Source organism: Thetidibacter halocola, from assembly GCF_018224955.1.
Classification (GTDB): Bacteria; Pseudomonadota; Alphaproteobacteria; order Rhodobacterales; family Rhodobacteraceae; genus Thetidibacter; species Thetidibacter halocola.
In genome coordinates, this window is sequence record NZ_JAGTUU010000001.1 from 111,671 (window position 1) to 133,374 (window position 21,704).

Below are 21,704 nucleotides of genomic sequence, written 5' to 3' on the forward strand. Positions count from 1 at the left end.
TTACCTGTTGTGGTTGGTTTGAAGATGCTTGCGCAGGAAGGCCCGCGTGCGCTCGTTTTCCGGGTTGCGGAAGATGACTTCGGGCGGGCCTTCCTCGACCACGACGCCGCCATCCATGAACAGCACCCGGTCGCAGACACTTTCGGCGAAACCCATCTCGTGGGTGACGATGATCATCGTCATGTGTTCCTCGGCCAGCTGTTTCATGACGAGGTTGACCTCCTCGACCAGTTCGGGGTCGAGCGCCGAGGTCGCCTCGTCGAACAGCATCACCTTTGGTTTCATCGCCAGCGCGCGGGCGATGGCGACGCGCTGCTTCTGACCGCCCGAAAGCTGCGATGGATAGGCGTCGATCTTTTCCATCAGCCCGACCTTCGCCAGTTGCTGTTCGGCCAGCGCGTTCGCCTCTCCGGCCGACATGCCCTTGAGCAGTTTCGGCGCCAGCGTGATGTTCTCGCGGACGGTCAGGTGCGGGAACAGGTTGAAGTGCTGGAACACCATGCCGATGTCCTGCCGCACCTGGTTGACGTGCCGTTCATACTGGCGGTGCGGCAGCTTCTTGTTGATCTGGACGCCTTCCAGCCAGATCTCGCCCGAACTCAGCGGGTCGAGTTCGTTGATGGCGCGCAGCAATGTGGACTTGCCCGATCCGCTGGGGCCGATGATGGCGACGATCTGGCCGCGCTCGACCTTCAGGTTGATGTCGCGCAGCACCTGCAGCGACCCGAAGCTCTTCGCGGCGTTGCGGATTTCGACGAATGCGGTATCGGTCATGGCTCGGCCCCCGGTTTATCGGCTCAGGGCGATGCGGCGCTCGATCCGGCGCTGCACGGCCTCCATGATGAGGTTGATGGCGTAATAGAACGCGGCGGCGGTCACGTAGAACTCGAACGGCCGGAAGGTGCGCCCGATCGCCTGCTGCGCCGACAGCGTCAGCTCGGACACACCGATTACCGAAACCAGCGCGGAATCCTTCAGCAGCGCGATCATGTTGTTCCCGATGGGCGGGATGACATCGCGCACCGCCTGCGGCACCACCACGTAGCGCAGCGTCTGCATCCGGCTCAGGCCCAGGGTCCGCGCCGCTTCGGTCTGGCCGCGATCGACGGCGAGGATGCTCGCCTGGATCAACTCAGAATTGTAGACCGCGTAATGCAGCCCCAGCCCGATGACCCCCGCCACGAAGGCCGGCAGGTCGATCCCGACCTGGATCAGGCCGAAATAGATCAGGAAGAGCTGCAACAACAGCGGCGTTCCCATGAACAGCCACTCGAAGGCGCGGAAGGGCAGCCGCACGAACCACGGCGCATAAAGCGCTATGATTGCAAAGAAGATGCCGACGAAGAAACTCAGCACCGAGGCGCCGAGGGTGATCAGGATCGTCCAAAGTACGCCAAGCAGGATGACGTCGAGGAACTGGGGCACGACGGTGAAGTCAAGCGACATGATCGACCCTTTCCGGCATCACGTGATCCGCGCCCGGCGGTCGAGCCAAGCGATCCCGCGGCCGGTGGCGTAGATGATGATCATGTAAAGCGTCCCCGACAGCAGGAACATCTCGAAGGGTTTGTAGGTCGACCCGATATAGCGTTGCGCGGTATAGGTCAGCTCGACGACCGAGATCGCGGCTACCAGCGCCGTGCCCTTGATCAGTGCGTTGATGTTCACGCCCAAGGGCCGGATCATCAGCCGCGCGGCCTGCGGAAGAACGACGTATCTCATGCTCTGCCAACGGCTCAGGCCCAGGGTGCGCGAGGCCTCGGTCTGGCCACGGTCGATGGCGATGATCGCGCCACGGATCGTTTCGGTCATGTAGGCACCGATATTGACGCCCAGGCCGATCACCCCGGCCTCGAAGGCGTCCAGTTGAATGCCGATCTGCGGCCCGCCGAAATAGAGGATGAACAGCTGGATCAGCGCCGGCGTGCCGCGGAACAGGCTGACATAGACGGCGCCGATGATCCGGAAGATGCGCAGCCTCGACAGCCGCGCCGCCGCCCCGAGCGATCCGCAGGCGAGGCCCAGAACCGCCGTCAGCACGGACAGCTGGATCGTGACCCAGGCGGCCTGCAGGAAGAAGGGATAGACCCTGAGGATGAGATCGACGTCCAAGACCGGCCCCTAATGGTGATCCTTGCGCTGCAGGATCGGCAGCGCCCGGATTTCGCGAACCAGCGCCGCGGTTTCCTCGATTGCGGCCTGCAGGAACTTCGCCCCCGTTCCGGCATCCGCAACGGTCGGGTCGCCCATCGTGCCGTCGGGCGACACCTCGGACCACCAGCGCATCAGCATCGCCTTGCCGCCGCCCCGCGCGAGGTCGAGGTTGAAGAAGCGGCTGCCCGGATCATGCACGACCTGTGGCGTGGCCTTGCCCAGATCGACAAGGTCGGGATGCAGGTGCATGTAGATCGCGGCCTCGAACTCGCAGGCATGGGCGATCCCGCCCGTTTCGGACTTGCGGTGTTCGTTGATGCGGTCCGCGCAGAGGTTCCAGTACGAGGCCGAGACGCAGATCGCGCCGGTCTCGATCACCGTCTTGCGCGCCGCCAGGTCGAGGACCGAATGGTTCGACCCATGCGAATTCAGCAGCAGCATCCGCCGGAACCCGTGATGCGCCAGCGACTTGGTGATGTCGGTTACGAAGGCGATCAGCGTTTCGGGTTGGATCCAGATGACGCCGGGGAAATCCTTGTGATGCTCATTGAAGCCATAGGCGACCGGCGGCATCACGAAGACCTCGTCGGGCATCCGCTCGGCCACGCCATTCGCCACCGCCATGCCCAGCACCGTATCGGTATCCAGCGGCATGTGCCGGCCGTGATCCTCGGTGGCCGAGACGTTGAGGATGACGACACGATCCTTGTCGGCGTCGCGCACCTCTTCCCAGGTGAGTTTTCCGTAGTCGGTGGTCATGTCATCCCCGCGCGGCAAGGGCCCGCGCCGGGGCGCGGGCCGGTCTGCATGTCAGCGGATGTCGCCGCCCACCCATTCCTCGGCGATCTTCAGGTAGGTGCCGTCTTCCATCATGGCGTCCAGCGCAGCCTGCATTTCGGCCATGAGTTGTGGGTTGCCCTCGCGGATCGCGATGCCGGCACCGATCACGTCCGTCTCGAGATCGGGCACCATCACGAAGTCGTAGCCGATTTCCTTCATGGCCAGGATCGCGGCGATCGAGTCGTTGACGATCGCATCGACGCGGCCATTCTCGAGTTCGAGCAGAAGTTCGGGCAGCCCCTTGTAGGTCCGGATGGAATAGCCTTGCTCACGCGCCCATTGCTCGTGCGTCTCGCCCAGCGTCACGCCGACCCGCGCATCCCCAAGTTGCGACACGCTGGTGATGGGAGAGCCGCTCTTGGTAAAGACCGCGCGCTTGGTCGTGTAGTAGGGCCCGACGAAGTCGACGACCTTGTCCCGTTCCTCGGTGATCGACATCGAGCCGACGATGGCGTCGTACTTGTTGGCCAGCAGCCCGCCGATGATGCCGTCCCAGGCCGTGGTCACGATCTCGACCTCCAGCCCCATCCGCTTTGCGATCTCGGTTCCGACCGCCGGGTCGAAACCCACGACCTGGTTCTGCTCGTTGACGAAGTTGAACGGAGGATAGGCGCCGCTCATGGCGATGCGGATGACGCCCTTCTCGCGGATCGTGTCCAGCTCTTCGGCAGACGCGGCGGACGGCACGACGGATATCGTACCCAAGACGGTTCCGGCGGCCAAGGCCGCCATCAGCAGTGCTCTGCGCTTCAACATGGCTTACTCCCTGCGTTTTGATTGTTTGTGCGATGCAGGCCCCGGCCTGGACACCTGCGCGTTGAATTCCATGGAAAACTTGCAATGCGCAGCAGCATCATGCAAATAAATAATGGTAATCATCAATATAGACTTAGTCAATGCTACGCCCCTACGAACAGCGGTTTCCCTGGAACCTCGACTGGAACCTCCTGCGCACCTTCATGGTGATCGTCGAGCAGCGCAGCGTCACGCGTGCCGCGAACTTCCTCGGCCTCAAACAGCCGACCATCAGCAGTGCGCTGCGGCGACTGGAAGAGGCCGTCGGGCATCAATTGGTGATCCGCAAGCCGAACGAGTTCCTAGTCACTCCCTCGGGAAAAATGCTGTATGACCAGTGTCTTTCGGTTTTCGGCACCGTCGCGAAACTGCCCTCCATCCTCAATGCCGAGGAAGAGGCGCTGAACGGGCACATCAACCTCACGCTGGCCAGCCACGTCGTGTCGCCGCATTTCGACACGGTTCTGCACGACTTCGGCGCGCGCCATCCCCGGGTCACGTTCTCGATCTCGATCGCCGAGAGCGCCGAGGTGGTGAACCGCGTGCGGCAAAGCCGCGCCAGCCTTGGCATCTGCCTGATCGACCGCAGGCCCGCCGGGCTGGACCTTGAGCTGCTGTTCCGAGAGTCGTTCGGCCTGTTCTGCGGCCCCGCTCACCGGCTTTTCGGGCGCCGCGACATCCGGCTGGTCGATCTTGAAGGCGAGCCTTCGGTTTCGTTCCAGACCGAAACCGAAGGCGGGCCGCTCGACGCCGTCGCAAGGCTGCGCGCCCGCGCGCATCTCGCGCCTGGGCCGCGCGGCATCTCGTCCAACCTGACCGAAGTGCGCCGCATGATCGTCAGCGGCCTCGGCATCGGCGCCCTGCCGCTGCACGTGGCCAAACGGGATGTCGAGGAGGGCAGGCTCTGGCAGATCGCGCCCTATTCCAACCTGCCCTCGATCGACATCTACCTCGTGACCAACCCAAAGCGCCAGGCAACGGCGCCCGAAACAGAGTTCCTGTCTCTCTGCCGCGAGATGATTTCCCGCACGCCGATCGAGGAGCGAACTTATCTGTAGGACCGGTTCACGGCGAAGCAGTGCCACGTTTGCCCGATTGGCTGCAGGTGCGAGACATCGGGCGTTTTCCGATCCGGCTTCCAGTCCGGCTCGGAACACCGAGCAGCAACCGCGCCGCCCATGAAGCGTAACTTGTCCAGGCGATCGCGCAGCGCGTCACGGCCAGCCTTCGCACTTGTGACGCCTGTCCCGGCTGGTGGCGCTGGCGCCCAGGTTTCGACGGGATTACGGGAGCAGGACGGGAAAGAGAGCGGGGTGCCTGGAAATCCGTTTCTCTGATTGGGTCCACGTGTTGTCAGGTTCTGTACGGCGTCGAAACATCCCGCGAGCACGATGACCCGCTTTAACCGCGTCACATGGCATGCCGGACGGCGCGACCGGCCTTTTCGAAGTCGTGGCTGAACAGGAAGATCGGCTTCTTGCCGGCCTCATCGATGGGGAGGCAGGCCGTGGTCTTCGGCGCGTTCCTCAACACGTGGTTCGACGGCTCCACGCCATTTGTGGTGTGAATGAACTTTCGGAACGCCACGCCGCGCCTTTGGAACGATTTGACCTCGACGCAGTCCCGGCGCCAGGCCAGCTTGAACGAGGGGTCTTGTCCCACCTGCTTCCTCGAACGTGTCCATCAGGCGAGCAACCATCCGGGTGTCTCGTGCCGGGAAACCTGTGGCTGAGGCCACGGATCGTATCCACCACACGATCGATCGCATGGTCGCAACCAAGGCACAGGTCATTGGATCCGGTCAGCCGCACTCCGCCAGCCGGTCGAACCGCACTGATGCAGGCCAACCGGGTCGAAAGTCAGGCGACCCGCAGCTTGTCAGAACCCCGGCGCGCGCGCGGTCAGTTGGGACGGCCCGACGGCCTCGAAATCCGGGACGCCCAGCTGGCCAAGGGCGCGAACCAGCTCAAGCTTGAGGATCTCCATCGCGCGGTTGGCGCCGGCGCGCCCTCCGGCGCCGACGCCATAGGCCAACGCCCGACCGGCAAGGGCGAAATCCGCGCCAAGCGCCTTGGCCCGAAGCAGGTCCACGCCGCGCCTCACCCCGCTGTCGACGATGATCGCCATGCGTCCCTGCACCGCCTCGGCAATGGCCGGCAGCGCCTCGATCGTGGGCGGGCCAAAGGCGACCTGTCGCCCGCCGTGGTTCGATACCACGATCCCATCGCAGCCCATATCGGCGCATTGCACCGCGTCCTGCGGATGCAGGATGCCCTTGACCAGCAGCCTGCCCTTCCAGCGGTCGCGCAGGCGTTGCAGATCCTCCCAGGTGAAGCCCGGAGTGATCAGGGTCTTCTGCACATCGGCATAAGATGTCGCGGCCTTCAGCAGGTCGGCATAGTTGGCGATGTTGGGCTTGCCGTGACACAGCGTCTCCAGCGACCAGCGCGGGTGCAGCGCCAGTTGCAGCAGCACCTCGGGCGTGATCCGGAACGGCACGGCCAACTGGTTGCGGATGTCGCGGTCGCGCTTGCCTGCCGCCGGCACATCCGCCGTCACCATCATCACCTTGTAGTCGGCGGCCTCGGCGCGCGCGACAAGACCCTCGGTCACCTTGGGGTCACCCGAGACATAAAGCTGGAACCAGCCGTTGCCGTCCGCGGCCTCGGCCAGTTCTTCCAGCGTGGTCGAGGCGGCGGAACTGGCGACATAGGGGATGTTTTCGCGCTTGCAGAGCCGCGCGAGGGTCAGGTCGGCATCCGGCCAGAAGGCGTTCAGCATCCCGATCGGCGCCATGCCGAAGGGCGCGTCGAAATTCTGGCCAAGGACGGTTGCCCGCGTGTCGATCTTCGAGACATCGACCATGTAGCGGGGCGTTAGCGTCACCTCTTCGAAAGCCTCGGAATTGCGCCGCAGGTTGCGTTCCGATTCCGCCCCGCCATCGACAAGGTCGAAGGCGAAGCGCGGGATGCGGCGGCGGGCCATGCGCCGCAGGTCGTCGATCGAGGCCGCGCGGTCCAGTCCCATCAGGTCGACCACCCGCCATCGACGGCAAAGGCCTGTCCGGTAGTAAAGGCCGACAGGTCGCCCGCGAGGTAGCAGACCATCTCGGCGATCTCCTCGGGCTGGCCCAGGCGGCCCATGGGCTGGCGCGCCTGGAACGCGGCCAGAGCCGCATCGAAATCGCCGGTCGCCGCAAGCCGGTCGTTCAGCGAGGGGCTTTGCACCGTGCCGGGGCAGATCGCATTGCAGCGGATGCCGTCCTTCACGAAATCGGCGGCGATCGCCTTGGTCATGCCGATGATGGCGGCCTTGGATGCGCCATAGGCAAACCGGCGTGGCGCGCCTTTCAGGCTGGACACGATCGAGGCGATGTTGACGATCGACCCGCTGCCCTGCTCCAGCATGCCGGGCAGGACCGCACGGGTCAGCCGGAACATCGCCTTGGCATTGAGGTCGAATGACCGGTCCCAGGCCGCGTCGTCGCAGTCGAGTATGGTTCCGTCATGCACCCAGCCGGCGCAGTTCACCAGTATGTCGAGCGGCGGCAGCGAGGCGACCAGCGCCTCCACCGCCGCTGCGTCAAGCACGTCCAGCCGGTGCGCGGTGATGCCGGCGGTTCCGGCGGCGACGGCCTCGACCGCCGCGCCGTCGATGTCCGTGGCGATGACGGTCGCGCCCAACCGGGCCAATCCCTCTGCCGAGGCGCGGCCGATGCCGTTCGCGGCAGCGGTGACGAGGGCGGTCTTGCCTTCAAGGGTCTGTGTCATGGATCCTCCTCAGCGGGCCAGCCAGCCGCCATCCACGGCCAGGACGCTGCCATGGCAGTAGGCAGCAGCGTCGGAGGCGAGGAAGACGGCGGCGCCCGCGATTTCCGATGGGTCCGCAAAGCGGCCCGCGGGGATGCGTTCGAGCAGCGCGCGGGATCGTTCCGGATCGTCGCGCAGCGCCTGGGTGTTGTCGGTGGCGGTATAGCCGGGGGCGATGGCGTTGACGTTCACGCCCTGCCCCGCCCATTCGTTGCAAAGCGCCCGGGTCAGGCCGATCACGGCATGTTTGCTGGAGGCATAGGCGGGCACGCGCAAGCCGCCCTGCGAGCCCAGCACCGAGGACACGATCACGATCTTGCCCGATCCCTGCGCCACCATGCGCCGCCCAGCGGCCTGCGACAGCAGCCAGACGGAATCGAGGTTGACCGACAGCACGCGCCGCCAGTCATCCAGCGCCATCCTGGTCGACTCCTCGCGGTGGATGATGCCCGCGTTGTTCACCAGGATGTCGAGACCGCCCAGGGCGTCCGAGGCAAAACCGATCACCTTGTCCGCGGCGGCCTCGTCCATGCCGGCGAAATCCGCCTGCACGGCGGCGGCCTTGCGGCCCATGGCCCTGATTTTTTCAAGCGTCTCCTCGGGCTGGTGGCTGCGGCAGGTCAATGCCACGTCGGCACCGGCGGCGGCAAGGGCAAGGGCAATGCCCTCGCCGATGCCGGTCGCGCCGCCCGTCACCAGCGCCTTGCGGCCGGTCAGGTCGAACGGATTGGACATCGTCAGTACCGGTTCGCGATGGGCAGGTCCTCGGCCGGGAACAGGCTGATGACCTCGCAGCCGGTTTCGGTCACGACGACCTCTTCCTCGATCCGCGCGGCGGAATAGCCGTCCGTCGCCGGGCAGTAGGTTTCCAGCGCAAAGACCATGCCTGTCTTGATCTCCATCGGGTGATCCAGACTGATGGCACGGCTGATGATCGGGCGTTCGTGCAGGGCAAGGCCCAGACCATGGCCGAATTGCAGACCAAAGGCCGCATCCTCGTTCGGAAAACCAAGGCTTTCGGCAGTGGGCCAGACCTCGGCCACCTTGTCGGTGGTCACGCCGGGCTTGATCATCGCGATCGACGCGTCGATCCATTCGCGCGCCTTCACATAGGCGTCGTTCTGCGACGGCGTCGCACGACCCACGTTGAAGGTGCGGTAATAGCAGGTGCGGTAGCCCTGATAGCTTTGCAGGATGTCGAAGAACGCCTGATCGCCGGGGCGGATCAGCCGGTCGGTAAAGTTGTGCGGATGCGGGTTGCAGCGCTCGCCCGAGATCGCGTTGATCGCCTCGACGTCGTCCGAGCCCATCTCGTAGAGCATCTTGTTGGACAGGGCGACGATATCGTTCTCGCGCACGCCGGGTTTCAGTTCCTCGTAGATCATGTGGTAGACGCCATCGACCATGGCGGCCGCCTGGGTCAGCAGCTGGATCTCGTCCCAGTTCTTGATCTCGCGCGCCGCCAGCATGATCTGCTGGCCGTCCACGACATTGATCCCCTCTTCCTTGAGCGCATGGAACATCGCGGTTTCGGCATAGTCCACGCCGACTGGCATGTTGGCCATGCCCGCATCCTTGATCAGCTGGGCGATCATCTTGGCGTATTTCTGCATCAGGCCGAAGTCGGGCGGGATCGTGCCGCGCATCCCGACGACACCGGCAAGGCAGTGGTCCGGTTCCAGCCAGTCGGAATGCCGCTTGTGGTGGATCGCGGCCGATCCGAAATCCCAGACATAGGGACTGTCATCGCCGGTCAGCAGGCAGAAGCGGCACATCTTGTCCCGTTCCCATTCGCCGATCTTGGTGGCGGTGACGTAACGGATGTTGTTGACGTCGAACAGAAGCAGCGACCCGGCGTTCGAGTTCTGCAGCGACTGCCGGGTGCGCGCCAAACGGTAGCGGCGCAGGCGGTCATGGTCGATCCGACGTTCGAAATCCACCGATGTGTGACCCCAGGCGGGCAGGCGTTCACGCCATTCCCAGTTGGGTTCGAGGTCTTTCGGGGTAAGCAGGTTGGGCATCAAGGCGCGTGACATGGTGGTCTCCTTCGGATCGCGATGGCGACCCGTTGATTGTGCGTGACATGAAAAAGGGGCGGCCGTGGCGCTACTGGATGCACCAGCCGCCGTCGATATGGACCATCTGGCCGGTCATGTAGTCGCTGTCGTCGCTGGCGAGGAACGACGCGGTGCCGACGATATCCTTCGGGTAGGACACCCGCTTGATCTGGAGCGCGTCGCGCACGATGTCGTCATAGGCCTGCCCTTCGCGCTCCTTGAAGCCGATATCGACCAGATCCTTGTCCAGTTGTTCCCAGAGCGGCGTCACCACGACGCCCGGCGCATAGCCGTTAACGGTGATGTTATGCTCGGCCAGGCCGATCGCGCCGCAGTGGGTAAGCGCCAGACAGCCGTATTTCGAGGTGCAATAGACCGTCACATCCACCAGCGGCTTGCGCGAGGCGATGGAGCCAACGTTGATCAGCTTGTAGGGATGATCCTCCATCGGGCCCTGCGCGATCATCTGGCGGGCGGTTTCCTGCATGCCCAGCCACATCGCCTTGGTGTTGACGTTCATGATCATGTCCCAGTTGTCTTCGTCGATATCCATGAAGAACCGGGGCTTGTTGAGGCCGGCATTGAAAAGGCCCACGTTGATCGAGCCGAAGGCTGCGACCGTGGCGGCCACGGCGGCGGCGTTGTCGGCGCGTTTGGTCACGTCCATCTTGACCGCGATGGCGCGGCCGTTGCCCTTGGCGTTGATCGCGTCGGCCACCTTTTGCGCCTCGGCCTGATCGAGGTCGCCCAGGCACACGTTCGCGCCCTGCGCCGCAAAGGCTTCGGCATTGGCCGCGCCCATGCCGCGGGCGGCGCCGGTGATCAGGATGTTCTTTCCCTTCAGGCGGTTGGGGTCCATGGTCTCTCCTCCTCGTTCACGGTTTTCCGTCTGGTCGTATCAGCGCGTCGGCCCGTTTCTGGGCGGTGCGCAAGGCCTCGCGCGGGGACGTGATCCCGCGCAGCATGTCGTGGAATTCCTCGCCGCAGATGCGGATGATGTTGCAGATCTCGGGCACCGGCGGGCGGGGCCAGAATTGCAATTCGTCGCGCCATGACATGGCATCGACCGCCTCGAAGATCGTCGAGGCGCGGCGCACCTCTGGGTCTGCCCCGACCGAATAGCGCGGATTGGTCCGGCTGCCGTTCTGCACGAACAGCTTCTGCGCCTCGGGCGAGGTGAAGACGCACAGCGCCTCGACCGCGGCCGGAATGCGCTCGGGCGCGAGGTTGGCGGGGATGCCCATGACATAGCCGCCCACCGGCGCGACCTGGGCCGCGCCCTGCCCCGCCGGATGCGGCAGATAGCCTGTCTGGCCATAGGCGGGCGAGCTTTCGTCCATCTCGAAATACGGCGCCAGCAGGGTGTAGCCATAGGCCATCGCCACGGTTCCGGCGGCATAGGGGCGGACACGCTCGTACCAGGACATCGACAGGATGTCGGGGGGCGAGTATTGCAGCAGGTCCAACAGGAACTCGGCGGCGTAAAGGCCCGCCTCGGTGTCGATGGTCACGCGGTAGCCGCCCTGCGCCAGGTGATCCGTGCCAAAGCCGCCGGCGATGACGGGCAGGTCCAGGATCGGCTGGCCGAAATCGGCAAAGGCCATCAGCACCGTGTGCCCCAGCGCAGTGCCGCGCGCGGCGTTCCAGGCGATGCCGTGGCGGCCACGTTGCGGCTGGTGCAGCGTCCGGGCGGCGCGCAGCAGCGCGTCGGTGGTCGCGGGCGGTTCAAGCCCGGCCTCGGCGAACAGGTCGCGTCGGTAAAACAGCAGTTCGGGCGTGGTCTGGGCCGGGACGCCATAGGCGCGCCCGCCCCAATGCGCCGCCTGCCAGCCGGCCGTGTGGAAATCCGCCGGGTCCAGCCGGGCCAGGTCCATCACCTGGTCGAGCGGCATCAACACGTCGCGTTCGGCGAATTCGCCGATCCATGGCAGGTCCACCGCGACGATGTCGTAACGGCTGGTCTCGCGCGCCGCGTTGCGCAGCGCCTCTTCGCGCAGGCGGTCGATGGAAAAGGCGCGCTGGCTGATCTCGGTGCCGATGACCTGCTCGAACTGGCGCTTGAGATTGTCCATCACCATGAAGGTCGGGTCGCCATGCACCAGCACTCGGATGCCGCCCGGCACCTTGAGCGGTTCGCGGCGCACCCGTAGCGGCGGGATCGACTGCGCCGCCGCATAGCTGCCGCCGTAGTAGTAATCCTGGGTGTCCTGGCCCTTGGCCTCGCCGCCGAAATGGCCCTCGGCGAGGCGCCGCAGGCGGCCTGACAACTGCACCCAGCGCGCCAGCAGCGCATCGCTGGGATGCATCGAGAACGTCTTGCCCGTTCGGGTGCGCGGGCGTTGTTCGATCAGCCCGGCCTCGACCATCTCCTTGAGGCGGCGGTTCGCCGTGGCGTAGGGCACGCGACTGGCGCTGATAAGCGAGGTCGGCGTGACGGTCTTGGCATCGAGATGCCCGCGCATCAGATGCAGCGCCATGCGCAGATGCGCATTCGGCACCAGGATATCCAGCGCGTCCTCCAGCTCGTCGGTGAATTCCTCGAGAAAGGACAGAACCTCGAGCGTCTCGGTCTTCGCCTGTGGCGAAACCGGGCTGCCTTGGTTATGTCCTCTCATGGCGTTCATCGTGCCCGTGTGCCTTTTCACTTGCTGGTGCTTGCGCGGCTGTGCGGTGGTATCCGTTTTGGATGAGTTGGATTCGCTCACGGCTGCTGACCTCTAAAATGTCCAGAGTGGTGTTCAACGCGTATCGCAAAAATATCTGATCTGGATATTATAATATTCATTATGGATATTATTGTCGCGGTCCGATTGCCTGGAACACGGCACAGTGTCGTTCAATCGTTCGGTGCGCCGAGTGATCTGTCGGCGTCCTCGACGGGACGCCACTAAGAACCGAAGAAGACCAACACCATCGGGGAGGAGACCCACATGAAACTTCGCAACACCCTTGCAGCATCGACCGCCCTTCTGGCGCTCGCCGGCGTCGCGTCGGCCGAGACCATGAAGATCGGCATCACCCAGAACAATGTCGGCGTCGACAGCTACCAGACCACCTATGAAAAGGCCTTCATCGCGGCCGCAGAGGCCAATGCCGATGTCGAGGCCGTGGTGCTGGACGCCGGCGGCGACGTGGCACGCCAGATCGCGCAGATGGAGGACCTGATCCAGCAGGAAGTCGACGCCATCATCATCTGGCCGACCAACGGCGAAGCGGTGATCCCCGCAGTGCGCAAGGCCAAGCAGGCCGGCATTCCGGTTATCGTGACCAACTCGAACATCGCCGAGGCGGGCTTCGACTTTGTCGCGTCCTTCTCGGGCCCCGACAATATCACCCAGGGCGCGCGCTCGGCCGAGATCATGTGCGACAAGTTCAAGGAGATGGGCATCGAGAACGAAGCCCAGGTCGTGCACATCACCGGCCAGCCCGGCTATACCACCGCGATCGAGCGCGCCAAGGGTTTCGAGGATCGCCTGCCCGAGGTCTGCCCGGACGTCACCGTGGTCGATACCCAGCCGGGCGACTGGAACCGCGAGAAGTCGCAGCAGGTGATGGAAGCGTTCCTGGTCAAATATGACGACATCGACGGCGTCTATGCCGGCGACGACAACATGGGCGTGGGCGCCCTGAACGCCGCCAAGGCCGCGGGCCGCGAGGGCATCATCTTCGTCGGTGCCACCAACTTCGCCGTCGGCTACGAGGCGATGGCGGCGGGCGACTACTGGGGCTCGATCTACCAGTCGCCGGTCGATGACGCCGAGGCCGCGCTGAAGACGGCCATCGACGTGCTCGAGGGCAAGGACGTGCCGTTCCTGAACTACTTCGACACGCCGAAGATCACCCAGGATAACATGGCCGACTTCACCAAGCCGGTGTTCTGAGGCCTCCTCCCGGTGCGGGGCGCGGAACTTCTGCGCCCCGTGCATCGTTAATGTAATCGACTGTCAGGGGGGACGCGCCATGGGACGTGTTTCTGAACGCGTCTGCATCGTGACCGGCGCGGCGCAAGGCATCGGCCGCGCCATCGCCGAGGCGTTGCTGGATGAAGGGGCAAGGGTCTGCCTTGCCGACATCAACGGCGACAAGGTCGCCGAGACCGCCGACGCGCTGCGCAGCCGCCTGAACGGCCGGGCGCGCGACGTGACCTCGGCCCGGGTCGACGTGACAGACCGCGACCAGGTGCGGGCGATGATCGCCCACACGGTCGAAACCTTTGGCAGGCTGGACGTCAAGTTCAACAATGCCGGCGTGAACAAGCCGATGAACTTCATGGACGTGACCGAGAAGAACTGGCACTTCATCATGGATGTCAACGGCCTGGGCTGCCTGATCGGCATGCAGGAGGCCGCGCGCCAGATGATCGCGCAAGGCGGTGGCGGCAAGATCATCAACACCGCCTCGGTCGCCAGCCGTCAGGGCTTTGACAACGTCGCGCCCTACTGCGCCTCGAAATGGGCCGTGGTCTCGCTGACCCAGTCGGGCGCGCGCGATCTGGCCAGGCACGACATCACGGTGACGGGCTTTGCCCCCGGGGTGGTTGCCACCGAGATGTGGGAACAGGTCGACAAGGACCTGATGGAGATCGGCGCCGCCGATCGGCCCGGACAGGCGATGGAGGAATTCTCGGCCGAGATCCTCCGGGGCCGCGTGGCCAAACCGTCGGACATCACCGGGACGACGACCTTCCTTGCTTCGAAGGACAGCGACTACATGACCGGCCAGATCGTCATGATCGACGGAGGCATGACATTGGTCTGACGTCGAGGAGGAGGAACACGTGTCGGACGCATCGCGGAACGCCAGCGACCTTAGGGAGGGGATCATGGCAACACTCAGCAGGCAACAGGTCGGGGCCATACTGGCCCGGCAGGGCATCCTGATCGCCTTTGCGGTCTTCATGATCGCTTTCACCCTCGCCAATCCCAAGTTCCTGACTCCCGACAACGTGCTGAGCGTCGTGCGCTCGTCCGCGATCATCGGTGTCATGGCGCTGGGAGTGACCTTTGTGGTCATCAGCGGCAATCTCGACCTGTCGGTCGGCTCGATGATGTCCTTCTCGACCATCGTGGTTCTGGACCTGCATGACAAGATGGGGCCGCTGCTTGCCATACCGGCCATGTTCGCCATGACGCTGTGCCTGGGCGCCTTCATCGGGTTCCTCGTGGGATACCTGAGGCTCAACTCGCTGATCGTGACGCTGGGGATGCTTTCAGCGATCCATGGCCTGACGCTGACCTATTCCGGCGGGCAGAACATGGACATCGCCGACAAGGAGGGCACCTGGTTCAGCATCTTCGGCCAGGGCACGGCGCTGGGTATCCCGGTGCCGATCCTGATCTTCGTCGCGCTGGCCGCACTCCTGGGCCTGGCGCTGGCCAAGACACCCTTTGGCCGCAAGGTCTATGCGGTGGGCGGCAATGGCACGGCAGCCACCTTCTCGGGCATTCCGAGGGCGCGCACAGTGTTCACCTGCTACCTGATCTCGGCGGCCTGCGTCGCCACGGCAGGGCTCATCCAGGCCAGCCGGTCGCTAGGCTCGCAGAACACCGTCGGCCAGGGGCTGGAGCTCGAGGTGCTGGCCGCCGTCATCCTGGGCGGCGCCTCGCTGCTGGGCGGCTCGGGGACGATATTCAAGACCGTGATCGGCGTGCTGATCCTCGGCTTCATCCAGAACGGCCTGCTGCTGGTCGGCCTGCAATTCTACGTCCAGTTCGTCGTGACCTGGGTCATCATCATCCTTGCGGTCTGGCTGGATATTGCAGCCAAGCGCGGCAAGCTCTGGTCGCCGATCGCGTAAGGGAGGAAAAGCCATGCAACCGGGTGCACTGTCCAAGGCGCTGAAAAGCGGCGCGATCTGGGGCTTCATCGTGCTGGAACTGGCGTTCTTCAGCATCGCGGGCGAATTCCTGTCGCTCTCCGACAAGGCCTTCATGGACTGGGAAAACATGCTGCTGCTGCTCAAGCAGTCGGCGCCGATCGGGATCATCGCGATGGGTATGACGCTGGTCATGGTGAACGGCAACATCGACCTGTCGGTGGGCGCCACCTTCGCCATCGCCGCCATCGTGCTGCTGGACAGCATGACCTGGCCGATCTTTGCGGGCCTCGGCGACTGGGTGATCCCAGTGGCCTGGCTGCTGGCGCTGGCGGTCGGAACGCTTCTGGGCGCGCTCAACGGGCTGATCGTCTGGAAGACCGGCGTCGACGCGTTCATCGTGACGCTGGGCTCGATGCTGGGCTTTCGCGGTATCGTCTTCATGTTCAACGGCGAGAACCCGACCAGCCACCTCAACTGGACGCTGGTGGATTTCGCCGAGGCGCAATTCCTGGGCCTGCACACCGCGACGTGGTTCCTGCTGGGCGTGACGCTGGCGCTGTGGTTTGTGATGGCGCGCACCGTGCATGGCCGCAATGCCTATGCCATCGGCGACAACCGCGAGGCGGCGGTCAATGCCGGTATCCGCGTGGGTCCGCACATGATGATCAACTTCGCCATCATCGGCTTTCTCGCGGCGCTGTCGGCGGTGGTCTTCTATTCGGAAAGCGGCTCGGTGAACCCCAATGACGGGCAGCTCTACGAGTTGTGGGTGATCACGGCGGTCGTTCTGGGCGGCACCAAGATCACCGGCGGCGCGGGTAACGTGATCGGGACCTTCGGTGGCGTCATCGCCATCCAGTTGCTGCGCAAGGGGCTGGGCCATATCGGCGCGGACACGTCGACGGTGAACCTGGTGATCGGCCTGATCCTGATCGCCGTGCTGATCCTGGACCGCCAGCTCAACATCAAGGGCAAAGAGGAGTTGAAGGTATGACCGACCCGGTTCTTCGTCTCGAAAACATCGTCAAGACCTTCCCCGGCGTGCGCGCCCTCGACGGTGTCTCCTTCTCGGTCATGCCCGGCGAGGTGCACGCCCTGATGGGCGAGAACGGCGCCGGGAAATCCACCCTGATGAAGGTTCTGGGCGGCATCCACCAGCCCGATGGCGGCGCGATCGTCATGGGCGATACCCCGGTCGTGATGGCCGGCCCGCTAGAAGCAAAGGCCAAGGGGATCGTCTTCATCCACCAGGAACTGAGCCTGGCCGAGGAACTGTCCGTGGCCGAGAACATCTACCTGGGCGAGTTGCCGCGCAAGAGTTTCGGCCGCGTCGACTGGGCTCGGCTTGCCGAGCGGACAAACAGCATCCTGAAAAAGCTGAACGTGGGGTTCGACGCGCGGACCCGCGTGGGCGACCTGTCCATCGCCAACCAGCAGATGGTCGAGATCGCCCGCGCGCTGACGGTGGATGCCAAGGCGGTGATCTTCGACGAGCCCACCGCCTCGCTGACCGACGCGGAAAAGGTCGTGCTGTTCGACGTGATCGCCGACCTGAAGGCCAGCGGTGTCGGGATCATCTACATCTCGCACCGGATGGAGGAGATCTTCAAGATCACCGACCGCATCTCGATCCTGCGCGACGGGCAATACCAGGGCACCGTGAACACCGCCGAGACAACCGAAGAGGCCGTCACGCAGATGATGATCGGGCGCAAGCTGGACCTCAGCCGCAACGCGTCGCACCACGAACTGGGCAACGTCGCGCTGCAGGTGCGCGGGCTGAGTTGCGGCAAGCTTTACAGCGATGTCAGCTTCGAGGTGCGCCGGGGCGAGGTGCTGGGCTTCTACGGGCTGGTCGGGGCCGGCCGGACCGAGATCGCCGAGACCCTGTTCGGCCTGCGCGACCCGTCCTCGGGCCAGATCCTGCTGGACGGAGAGGAGGTGCGCATATCCTCGCCCGCCGACGCCATCGCGCGAGGCATCAGCCTTGTCCCCGAGGATCGCAAGGGCCAGGGCCTGGTGCTTGGAATGAACTGCCGGGACAATATGACCCTGCCCCAGGTCGACGACCTGAAGGCCGGCCCCTTCATGGCCGAGGGGGCCGAGGTCGCGATCTTCGACCAGTATCGCGACAAGCTGGACATCCGCACCCCGGGCTGGAAGCAGCGGGTCGGCAACCTGTCGGGCGGCAATCAGCAGAAGATCGTCATCGGAAAATGGCTGTCGATGCATCCCAACGTGCTGATCGTGGACGAACCCACGCGCGGCATCGATGTCGGCAGCAAGTCCGAGATCCACAAGCTGTTGCGCGACCTGGCCGCCCAGGGCTATGCGGTGATCGTCATCAGCTCGGAAATGCCGGAGGTTCTGCATGTCTCGGATCGGATCGTGGCCATGTATTCGGGCCGCATCATGCGCACCTTCACCTCCGAGGAAGTCACCGAGGACAGCCTGATCCAGGCCATCTCGGGCCTTGGCGGCGACAAGGCCGCCTGATGCGCCCGGCCGACCATGACCCGGCAGCCCTGCAATTCCAACAGACCTGAACTGGAGATCACATGAAACTTCTGCGCCATGGTGCCCCCGGAGCCGAGAAACCGGGGCTACTGGACGCCCAGGGCCGCGTCCGCGACCTGTCCGGCGTGGTGCCCGACATCGCCGGTGAGACGTTGCGCCCCGACGGGCTGCGCGCCCTGCGCGATCTCGATCCCGAAACCCTGCCGCTGGTCGAGGGCGTTCCGCAGCAGGACCTGCGTCTGGGCCCCTGCGTGGGTTCCGTGGGCAAGTTCATCTGCATCGGTCTGAACTATGCCGACCACGCGGCAGAAGCGGGCATGCCGATCCCGCCCGAACCGGTGATCTTCAACAAGTGGACCTCGGCCATCTGCGGACCCAACGACCCGATCCGGATTCCGCGCGGCTCGGTCAAGACGGATTGGGAGGTCGAACTGGGTATCGTGATCGGCGAGCCCGGCGTCTATATCGACGAGGCCGACGCCATGTCCCATGTCGCGGGCTTCTGCGTCATCAACGACGTATCCGAGCGGGAATACCAGTTGGAACGCGCCGGGACCTGGGACAAGGGCAAGGGATGCGACACGTTCGGCCCGACCGGCCCCTGGCTGGTGACACCGGACGAGATCGCCGATGTCGACGACCTGTCGATGTGGCTCGACGTCGACGGACAGCGGATGCAGTCCGGCTCGACCGCGACGCTGATCTTCAAGGTGCCGCATATCATCAGCTATTGCAGCCGCTTCATGAGCCTCCAGCCCGGCGACGTCATCTCGACCGGCACGCCCCCCGGCGTCGGCATGGGCCAGAAACCACCGCGCTACCTGAAGGGCGGAGAGGTCGTGTCGCTCGGCATCGCCGGCCTGGGCGAGCAGCGTTCGGCGGTCGTCGCGCCGTCCTGACCGGACAAGACTAAGACCGCGCGCCCGGGCAGGCAGGCAAGTTGTCTTGTCGCAGGCCTGGACGCCGGCGAACCGCCTTGCCGAAACCAGATTGGTGCGCCCTGCCGCCCCCAATGGGCTCGTCATTCAAATCACTGGTTACCGGGATCACAGCGGCAGGACGCAGATTCGGGTCTACCAGCCGTAGGTGACAAAAGCTGACAGGGGTTAGCAGCCGACGACCCTCACGGCGCCTTCTGTGGCCGCAGTTTCCGCACGGTTTCGGCGGTCCAGGGCTTGCCTGTCGCGCTGCGAATATCCCGGGCATTCAGCGCCTCGGCAATGTCCCTGTTGGTCAGCCCGTCGACGGAAAGCCGCTCGATGGCCGCGCGCGCCGTGGCGAGGCGATCCGCCTTGCCCTCGGACCACTCCCGCTGCCGCGCCCGCCAGTCCGAGAAATGCGCATGCGGGTCGAATACCTGGCTGTCGATCACGATCTCGCCGGGAAACACCGTCTCGACCCGGATACCGTGTTCGTCGGCCCAGTCCGCCAAGGGCGCCATGCTGCGCCAACCCTGCACTCTGGCGAAATCGACGTGGAGAAGGATCGCTTCCTCGGCCTGGCAGAGCGCCTTCAGCGGCTTGAGCACATCGAACACAGCCCTGCTGCTCCGGTCCGGCGCGATTTCCAGGAACACCTTTTCCGCCACCAACGCCAGTTTGTTCTCCTTCGCAAAGCGGCGGATGACCTCGCGCTGGTAGCGGATCGTGCGGCTGGCCTTCGCGGCGGCGTCGATATCCTCGGGCAGCGTGGTAAAGCGCGCCCAGGGCACGGGCAGCGTCCAGTAGAAGCCGATCGCCTTCTGCATTCCCATCCTCCGATCCGGGCCCAAGCGGAAAATCCCGAGCGATCCGCAGGGACACCGCTGGGACTGTATTCAGCGGACATGGAAGCAAAGGAGAATGCCATGATCCAGTCCCAAATCGCCCCCGCGACCCTGCTGCCCGCCGTCCTCGATGCGGTGGCCGACGCTGGCGCCCTGATCCGGGCCGAGTTTCACTGCCCCGGCGGCCCGCGCGGCCGCGGCGGCAAGGCCGCCGTCGACATCGAGGTCGAGACCCTGCTCAAGTCCCGGTTGTTGGCCCTGCACAGCTGCGGGTTTCTCGGCGAAGAAACCGCGCCGCGCCGCGCCGCGGGCGACGACCTTTGGGTGGTGGATCCGCAGGACGGCACCAGCGATTTCCTCGCCGGGCACCGGGGCTCGGCGGTCTCGGTCGCGCTGCTGCGACGGGAACGGCCGGTGCTGGGCGTGGTGTTTGCACCGCTTGCGCCTGACGATGGCGGCGACCTGATCGCCTGGGCAAAAGGCGCGGCGCTGACGCGCAATGGCCAGCCGGTGCGGCGCGCCGGACAGGGCGACCCCATCACCGTCGCGCTGAACGCTCAGGCCGCGGATTACGCGCGGCACAATCATGCCACCCTGCCCGGCCTGCGAATCCGCGCCCTGCCCAGCCCGGCCTACCGACTGGCGCTCGCCGCGGTGGGCGAGGTCGATGCGGCGGTCAGCCTGACGCAGGGTCTTGCGCCCTGGGACATCGCCGGGGGTCATGCGCTGCTGCTCGGCGCCGGCTGCACGCTGGTCGACCTCGCGGGCCGTCCGGTCGATGACGCGCGCGGAACGGCCAACGGCGTGATCGGCGGCGATCCCGTCACCGTGGCAAGGCTGGTGGCGCTGGCGCCCCGGCCCGGCCCGCGCGAGACGCGGCATGGCGCGCGGCCAAAGGCCCGCAGCGCCGATGCCGGGCGCCTGGCGCGGGCGCAGGGCTGCCTGCTGGGGCAACTGTCGGGCGACGCGCTGGGCTCGGCGGTGGAGTTCGGCTCGGCCGCCTCGATAGCCCGCAGCCACAAGCAGGGCGTGACACGCCTCGTCGATGGCGGCACCTGGAACCTGATCGCGGGCCAGCCCACCGACGACAGCGAGATGGCGCTGGCGCTCGCCCGCGCGCTGGTAGCGAAGGGCGGCTTCGACGCCGCGACCGTCGCGCAGGCCTATATCCGCTGGAGGGACTCTGCCCCTTTCGACATCGGCATGACCACCAGCGCCGGGATCGCGGCCCTTGCACGGGGCGCGGCAGCGCGCCCGGACAGCCAGTCGAACGGTGCGCTGATGCGCGTCAGCCCGGTCGGCATCCTCGCCGCAGGCGACCCGGCGCTGGCCGCGCGATTGGGGGCAGAGGATGCAAGCCTAACCCATCCGCATCCGGTCTGCGTCTCGGCCAGCGCCGCCCTTGCCGCCGCCATCGCCGTCGGCGTCGCAGGTGGCACGGCGGAACAGATGATGCAGGCGGCCGAGGCCCATGCCGGCGAAAGTGACGGCGCGGCAGCGGTCCGCGAACGGCTGGCCCTTGCCCGCCGCGCACCGCCCGCCGAGTTCCAGCGGCAGATGGGTTGGGTGCTGACCGCCTTGCAGAACGCGTTTTTCCACCTGCTGCGCGGCACACCCCTGCCCCAAGCCCTGCCCCAAGCCCTGACCGAGACCGTCGGACAAGGCGGCGACACCGACACCAACGCGGCGATCTGCGGCGCGCTGCTGGGCGCGGCTCAGGGGCGCGAGGCGATCCCGCTGCAATGGCGCAACGCGGTGCTGACCTGCCGCCCCATCAAGGGGCCGGGCATCCGTCACCCGCGCCCGCGCGAATATTGGCCGGACGACGCGCTCGACCTCGCCGAGGCGCTGCTGACGGCTCGCAACGCCTGAGGCCATCGAAGGCGCCTGCGGATGACGGGATCTGTCGCCAAGCGCGCTTGCGTTTGGCGACACCGGCACGACACCCT

21 protein-coding genes are annotated in these 21,704 nt (G+C 65.4%); 8 read left to right on the forward strand and 13 right to left on the reverse strand.

The window, feature by feature from the left end:
• Genes KB874_RS00555 through KB874_RS00575 form a run of 5 tightly spaced genes read right to left on the reverse strand, consistent with a single transcriptional unit; the run spans position 1 to position 3,750 of the window.
• A complete protein-coding gene (locus KB874_RS00555) occupies positions 1–774 on the reverse strand; it encodes an amino acid ABC transporter ATP-binding protein (RefSeq protein WP_212534585.1) in 774 nt (257 codons plus the stop codon).
• Positions 775–789: 15 nt separating this feature from the next.
• On the reverse strand, positions 790–1,446 hold the full coding sequence (locus tag KB874_RS00560; RefSeq protein ID WP_212534586.1) for an amino acid ABC transporter permease: 657 nt from the start codon (positions 1,444–1,446) through the stop codon (positions 790–792).
• An 18-nt stretch (positions 1,447–1,464) separates the two neighbouring features.
• On the reverse strand, positions 1,465–2,112 hold the full coding sequence (locus tag KB874_RS00565; protein ID WP_212534587.1) for an amino acid ABC transporter permease: 648 nt from the start codon (positions 2,110–2,112) through the stop codon (positions 1,465–1,467).
• 9 nt (positions 2,113–2,121) lie between these two features.
• Positions 2,122–2,913 carry a creatininase family protein gene (locus KB874_RS00570; RefSeq protein WP_212534588.1) on the reverse strand — a complete coding sequence of 264 codons (792 nt, stop codon included), beginning with the start codon at positions 2,911–2,913 and terminating at the stop codon, positions 2,122–2,124.
• A 51-nt stretch (positions 2,914–2,964) separates the two neighbouring features.
• Positions 2,965–3,750: a transporter substrate-binding domain-containing protein gene (locus KB874_RS00575; RefSeq protein WP_212534589.1), complete on the reverse strand. Its 786-nt coding sequence runs from the start codon at positions 3,748–3,750 to the stop codon at positions 2,965–2,967.
• A 140-nt stretch (positions 3,751–3,890) separates the two neighbouring features.
• On the opposite strand from KB874_RS00575, the gene KB874_RS00580 reads away from it, so the two are divergent.
• Positions 3,891–4,847, forward strand: coding sequence for a LysR family transcriptional regulator (locus KB874_RS00580; protein ID WP_212534590.1), 957 nt, complete (start codon positions 3,891–3,893; stop codon positions 4,845–4,847).
• A gap of 352 nt (positions 4,848–5,199) precedes the next feature.
• Here KB874_RS00580 and KB874_RS00585 read toward each other — a convergent pair whose 3' ends face one another.
• The 7 genes from KB874_RS00585 to KB874_RS00615 all read right to left on the reverse strand — a co-directional run bounded on the left by KB874_RS00585 (position 5,200) and on the right by KB874_RS00615 (position 12,279).
• A complete protein-coding gene (locus KB874_RS00585) occupies positions 5,200–5,451 on the reverse strand; it encodes a hypothetical protein (protein ID WP_212534591.1) in 252 nt (83 codons plus the stop codon).
• Between the two features lie 216 nt (positions 5,452–5,667).
• A complete protein-coding gene (locus tag KB874_RS00590) occupies positions 5,668–6,816 on the reverse strand; it encodes an alpha-hydroxy acid oxidase (RefSeq protein WP_249200200.1) in 1,149 nt (382 codons plus the stop codon).
• Positions 6,816–7,559 carry an SDR family oxidoreductase gene (locus tag KB874_RS00595; RefSeq protein ID WP_212534593.1) on the reverse strand — a complete coding sequence of 248 codons (744 nt, stop codon included), beginning with the start codon at positions 7,557–7,559 and terminating at the stop codon, positions 6,816–6,818. Before KB874_RS00595 ends, KB874_RS00590 begins: the two co-directional genes overlap by 1 nt.
• 9 nt (positions 7,560–7,568) lie before the next feature.
• On the reverse strand, positions 7,569–8,333 hold the full coding sequence (locus tag KB874_RS00600) for an SDR family oxidoreductase (RefSeq protein ID WP_212534594.1): 765 nt from the start codon (positions 8,331–8,333) through the stop codon (positions 7,569–7,571).
• A gap of 2 nt (positions 8,334–8,335) precedes the next feature.
• Positions 8,336–9,634: a M24 family metallopeptidase gene (locus KB874_RS00605; RefSeq protein ID WP_212534595.1), complete on the reverse strand. Its 1,299-nt coding sequence runs from the start codon at positions 9,632–9,634 to the stop codon at positions 8,336–8,338.
• Between the two features lie 70 nt (positions 9,635–9,704).
• Positions 9,705–10,514: an SDR family NAD(P)-dependent oxidoreductase gene (locus tag KB874_RS00610; protein ID WP_212534596.1), complete on the reverse strand. Its 810-nt coding sequence runs from the start codon at positions 10,512–10,514 to the stop codon at positions 9,705–9,707.
• A gap of 16 nt (positions 10,515–10,530) precedes the next feature.
• Positions 10,531–12,279, reverse strand: coding sequence for an ABC transporter substrate-binding protein (locus tag KB874_RS00615; protein WP_212535298.1), 1,749 nt, complete (start codon positions 12,277–12,279; stop codon positions 10,531–10,533).
• 306 nt (positions 12,280–12,585) lie between these two features.
• Here KB874_RS00615 and KB874_RS00620 point away from each other — a divergent pair, with 306 nt between their 5' ends.
• The 6 genes from KB874_RS00620 (at position 12,586) to KB874_RS00645 (ending at position 18,889) form a co-directional block, all read left to right on the forward strand.
• Positions 12,586–13,536, forward strand: a complete 951-nt coding sequence (locus KB874_RS00620) for a sugar ABC transporter substrate-binding protein (protein WP_212534597.1) — start codon at positions 12,586–12,588, stop codon at positions 13,534–13,536.
• Between the two features lie 79 nt (positions 13,537–13,615).
• Positions 13,616–14,413 carry an SDR family oxidoreductase gene (locus KB874_RS00625; protein WP_212534598.1) on the forward strand — a complete coding sequence of 266 codons (798 nt, stop codon included), beginning with the start codon at positions 13,616–13,618 and terminating at the stop codon, positions 14,411–14,413.
• 64 nt (positions 14,414–14,477) lie between these two features.
• Entirely contained in the window at positions 14,478–15,452 is a 975-nt protein-coding gene (locus KB874_RS00630; RefSeq protein WP_212534599.1) for an ABC transporter permease, read from the forward strand.
• A 13-nt stretch (positions 15,453–15,465) separates the two neighbouring features.
• Positions 15,466–16,467 carry an ABC transporter permease gene (locus KB874_RS00635; protein WP_212534600.1) on the forward strand — a complete coding sequence of 334 codons (1,002 nt, stop codon included), beginning with the start codon at positions 15,466–15,468 and terminating at the stop codon, positions 16,465–16,467.
• Positions 16,464–17,969 (forward strand): sugar ABC transporter ATP-binding protein, encoded by a 1,506-nt coding sequence (locus KB874_RS00640; RefSeq protein WP_212534601.1) that lies wholly within the window; start codon positions 16,464–16,466, stop codon positions 17,967–17,969. Before KB874_RS00635 ends, KB874_RS00640 begins: the two co-directional genes overlap by 4 nt.
• A gap of 62 nt (positions 17,970–18,031) precedes the next feature.
• Positions 18,032–18,889 (forward strand): fumarylacetoacetate hydrolase family protein, encoded by an 858-nt coding sequence (locus KB874_RS00645; RefSeq protein ID WP_212534602.1) that lies wholly within the window; start codon positions 18,032–18,034, stop codon positions 18,887–18,889.
• A 224-nt stretch (positions 18,890–19,113) separates the two neighbouring features.
• Here the strand turns inward: KB874_RS00645 and KB874_RS00650 are convergent, their stop codons facing one another.
• Entirely contained in the window at positions 19,114–19,737 is a 624-nt protein-coding gene (locus KB874_RS00650) for a recombinase family protein (RefSeq protein ID WP_212534603.1), read from the reverse strand.
• A 99-nt stretch (positions 19,738–19,836) separates the two neighbouring features.
• Between KB874_RS00650 and KB874_RS00655 the strand changes: the two genes are divergently transcribed.
• Positions 19,837–21,627, forward strand: a complete 1,791-nt coding sequence (locus tag KB874_RS00655; RefSeq protein ID WP_212534604.1) for an inositol monophosphatase family protein — start codon at positions 19,837–19,839, stop codon at positions 21,625–21,627.
• Positions 21,628–21,704: the final 77 nt, after the last annotated feature.

Excerpts from the sequence above, each read along its gene's own strand:
- KB874_RS00555 (WP_212534585.1), bottom strand. The coding sequence starts at position 774 with ATGACCGATACCGCATTCGTCGAAATCCGCAACGCCGCGAAGAGCTTC.
- KB874_RS00560 (WP_212534586.1), bottom strand. The coding sequence starts at position 1,446 with ATGTCGCTTGACTTCACCGTCGTGCCCCAGTTCCTCGACGTCATCCTG.
- KB874_RS00570 (WP_212534588.1), bottom strand. The coding sequence starts at position 2,913 with ATGACCACCGACTACGGAAAACTCACCTGGGAAGAGGTGCGCGACGCC.
- KB874_RS00575 (WP_212534589.1), bottom strand. The coding sequence starts at position 3,750 with ATGTTGAAGCGCAGAGCACTGCTGATGGCGGCCTTGGCCGCCGGAACC.
- KB874_RS00580 (WP_212534590.1), top strand. The coding sequence starts at position 3,891 with ATGCTACGCCCCTACGAACAGCGGTTTCCCTGGAACCTCGACTGGAAC.
- KB874_RS00590 (WP_249200200.1), bottom strand. The coding sequence starts at position 6,816 with ATGGGACTGGACCGCGCGGCCTCGATCGACGACCTGCGGCGCATGGCC.
- KB874_RS00595 (WP_212534593.1), bottom strand. The coding sequence starts at position 7,559 with ATGACACAGACCCTTGAAGGCAAGACCGCCCTCGTCACCGCTGCCGCG.
- KB874_RS00600 (WP_212534594.1), bottom strand. The coding sequence starts at position 8,333 with ATGTCCAATCCGTTCGACCTGACCGGCCGCAAGGCGCTGGTGACGGGC.
- KB874_RS00605 (WP_212534595.1), bottom strand. The coding sequence starts at position 9,634 with ATGTCACGCGCCTTGATGCCCAACCTGCTTACCCCGAAAGACCTCGAA.
- KB874_RS00610 (WP_212534596.1), bottom strand. The coding sequence starts at position 10,514 with ATGGACCCCAACCGCCTGAAGGGAAAGAACATCCTGATCACCGGCGCC.
- KB874_RS00615 (WP_212535298.1), bottom strand. The coding sequence starts at position 12,279 with ATGAACGCCATGAGAGGACATAACCAAGGCAGCCCGGTTTCGCCACAG.
- KB874_RS00620 (WP_212534597.1), top strand. The coding sequence starts at position 12,586 with ATGAAACTTCGCAACACCCTTGCAGCATCGACCGCCCTTCTGGCGCTC.
- KB874_RS00625 (WP_212534598.1), top strand. The coding sequence starts at position 13,616 with ATGGGACGTGTTTCTGAACGCGTCTGCATCGTGACCGGCGCGGCGCAA.
- KB874_RS00630 (WP_212534599.1), top strand. The coding sequence starts at position 14,478 with ATGGCAACACTCAGCAGGCAACAGGTCGGGGCCATACTGGCCCGGCAG.
- KB874_RS00635 (WP_212534600.1), top strand. The coding sequence starts at position 15,466 with ATGCAACCGGGTGCACTGTCCAAGGCGCTGAAAAGCGGCGCGATCTGG.
- KB874_RS00640 (WP_212534601.1), top strand. The coding sequence starts at position 16,464 with ATGACCGACCCGGTTCTTCGTCTCGAAAACATCGTCAAGACCTTCCCC.
- KB874_RS00645 (WP_212534602.1), top strand. The coding sequence starts at position 18,032 with ATGAAACTTCTGCGCCATGGTGCCCCCGGAGCCGAGAAACCGGGGCTA.
- KB874_RS00650 (WP_212534603.1), bottom strand. The coding sequence starts at position 19,737 with ATGCAGAAGGCGATCGGCTTCTACTGGACGCTGCCCGTGCCCTGGGCG.
- KB874_RS00655 (WP_212534604.1), top strand. The coding sequence starts at position 19,837 with ATGATCCAGTCCCAAATCGCCCCCGCGACCCTGCTGCCCGCCGTCCTC.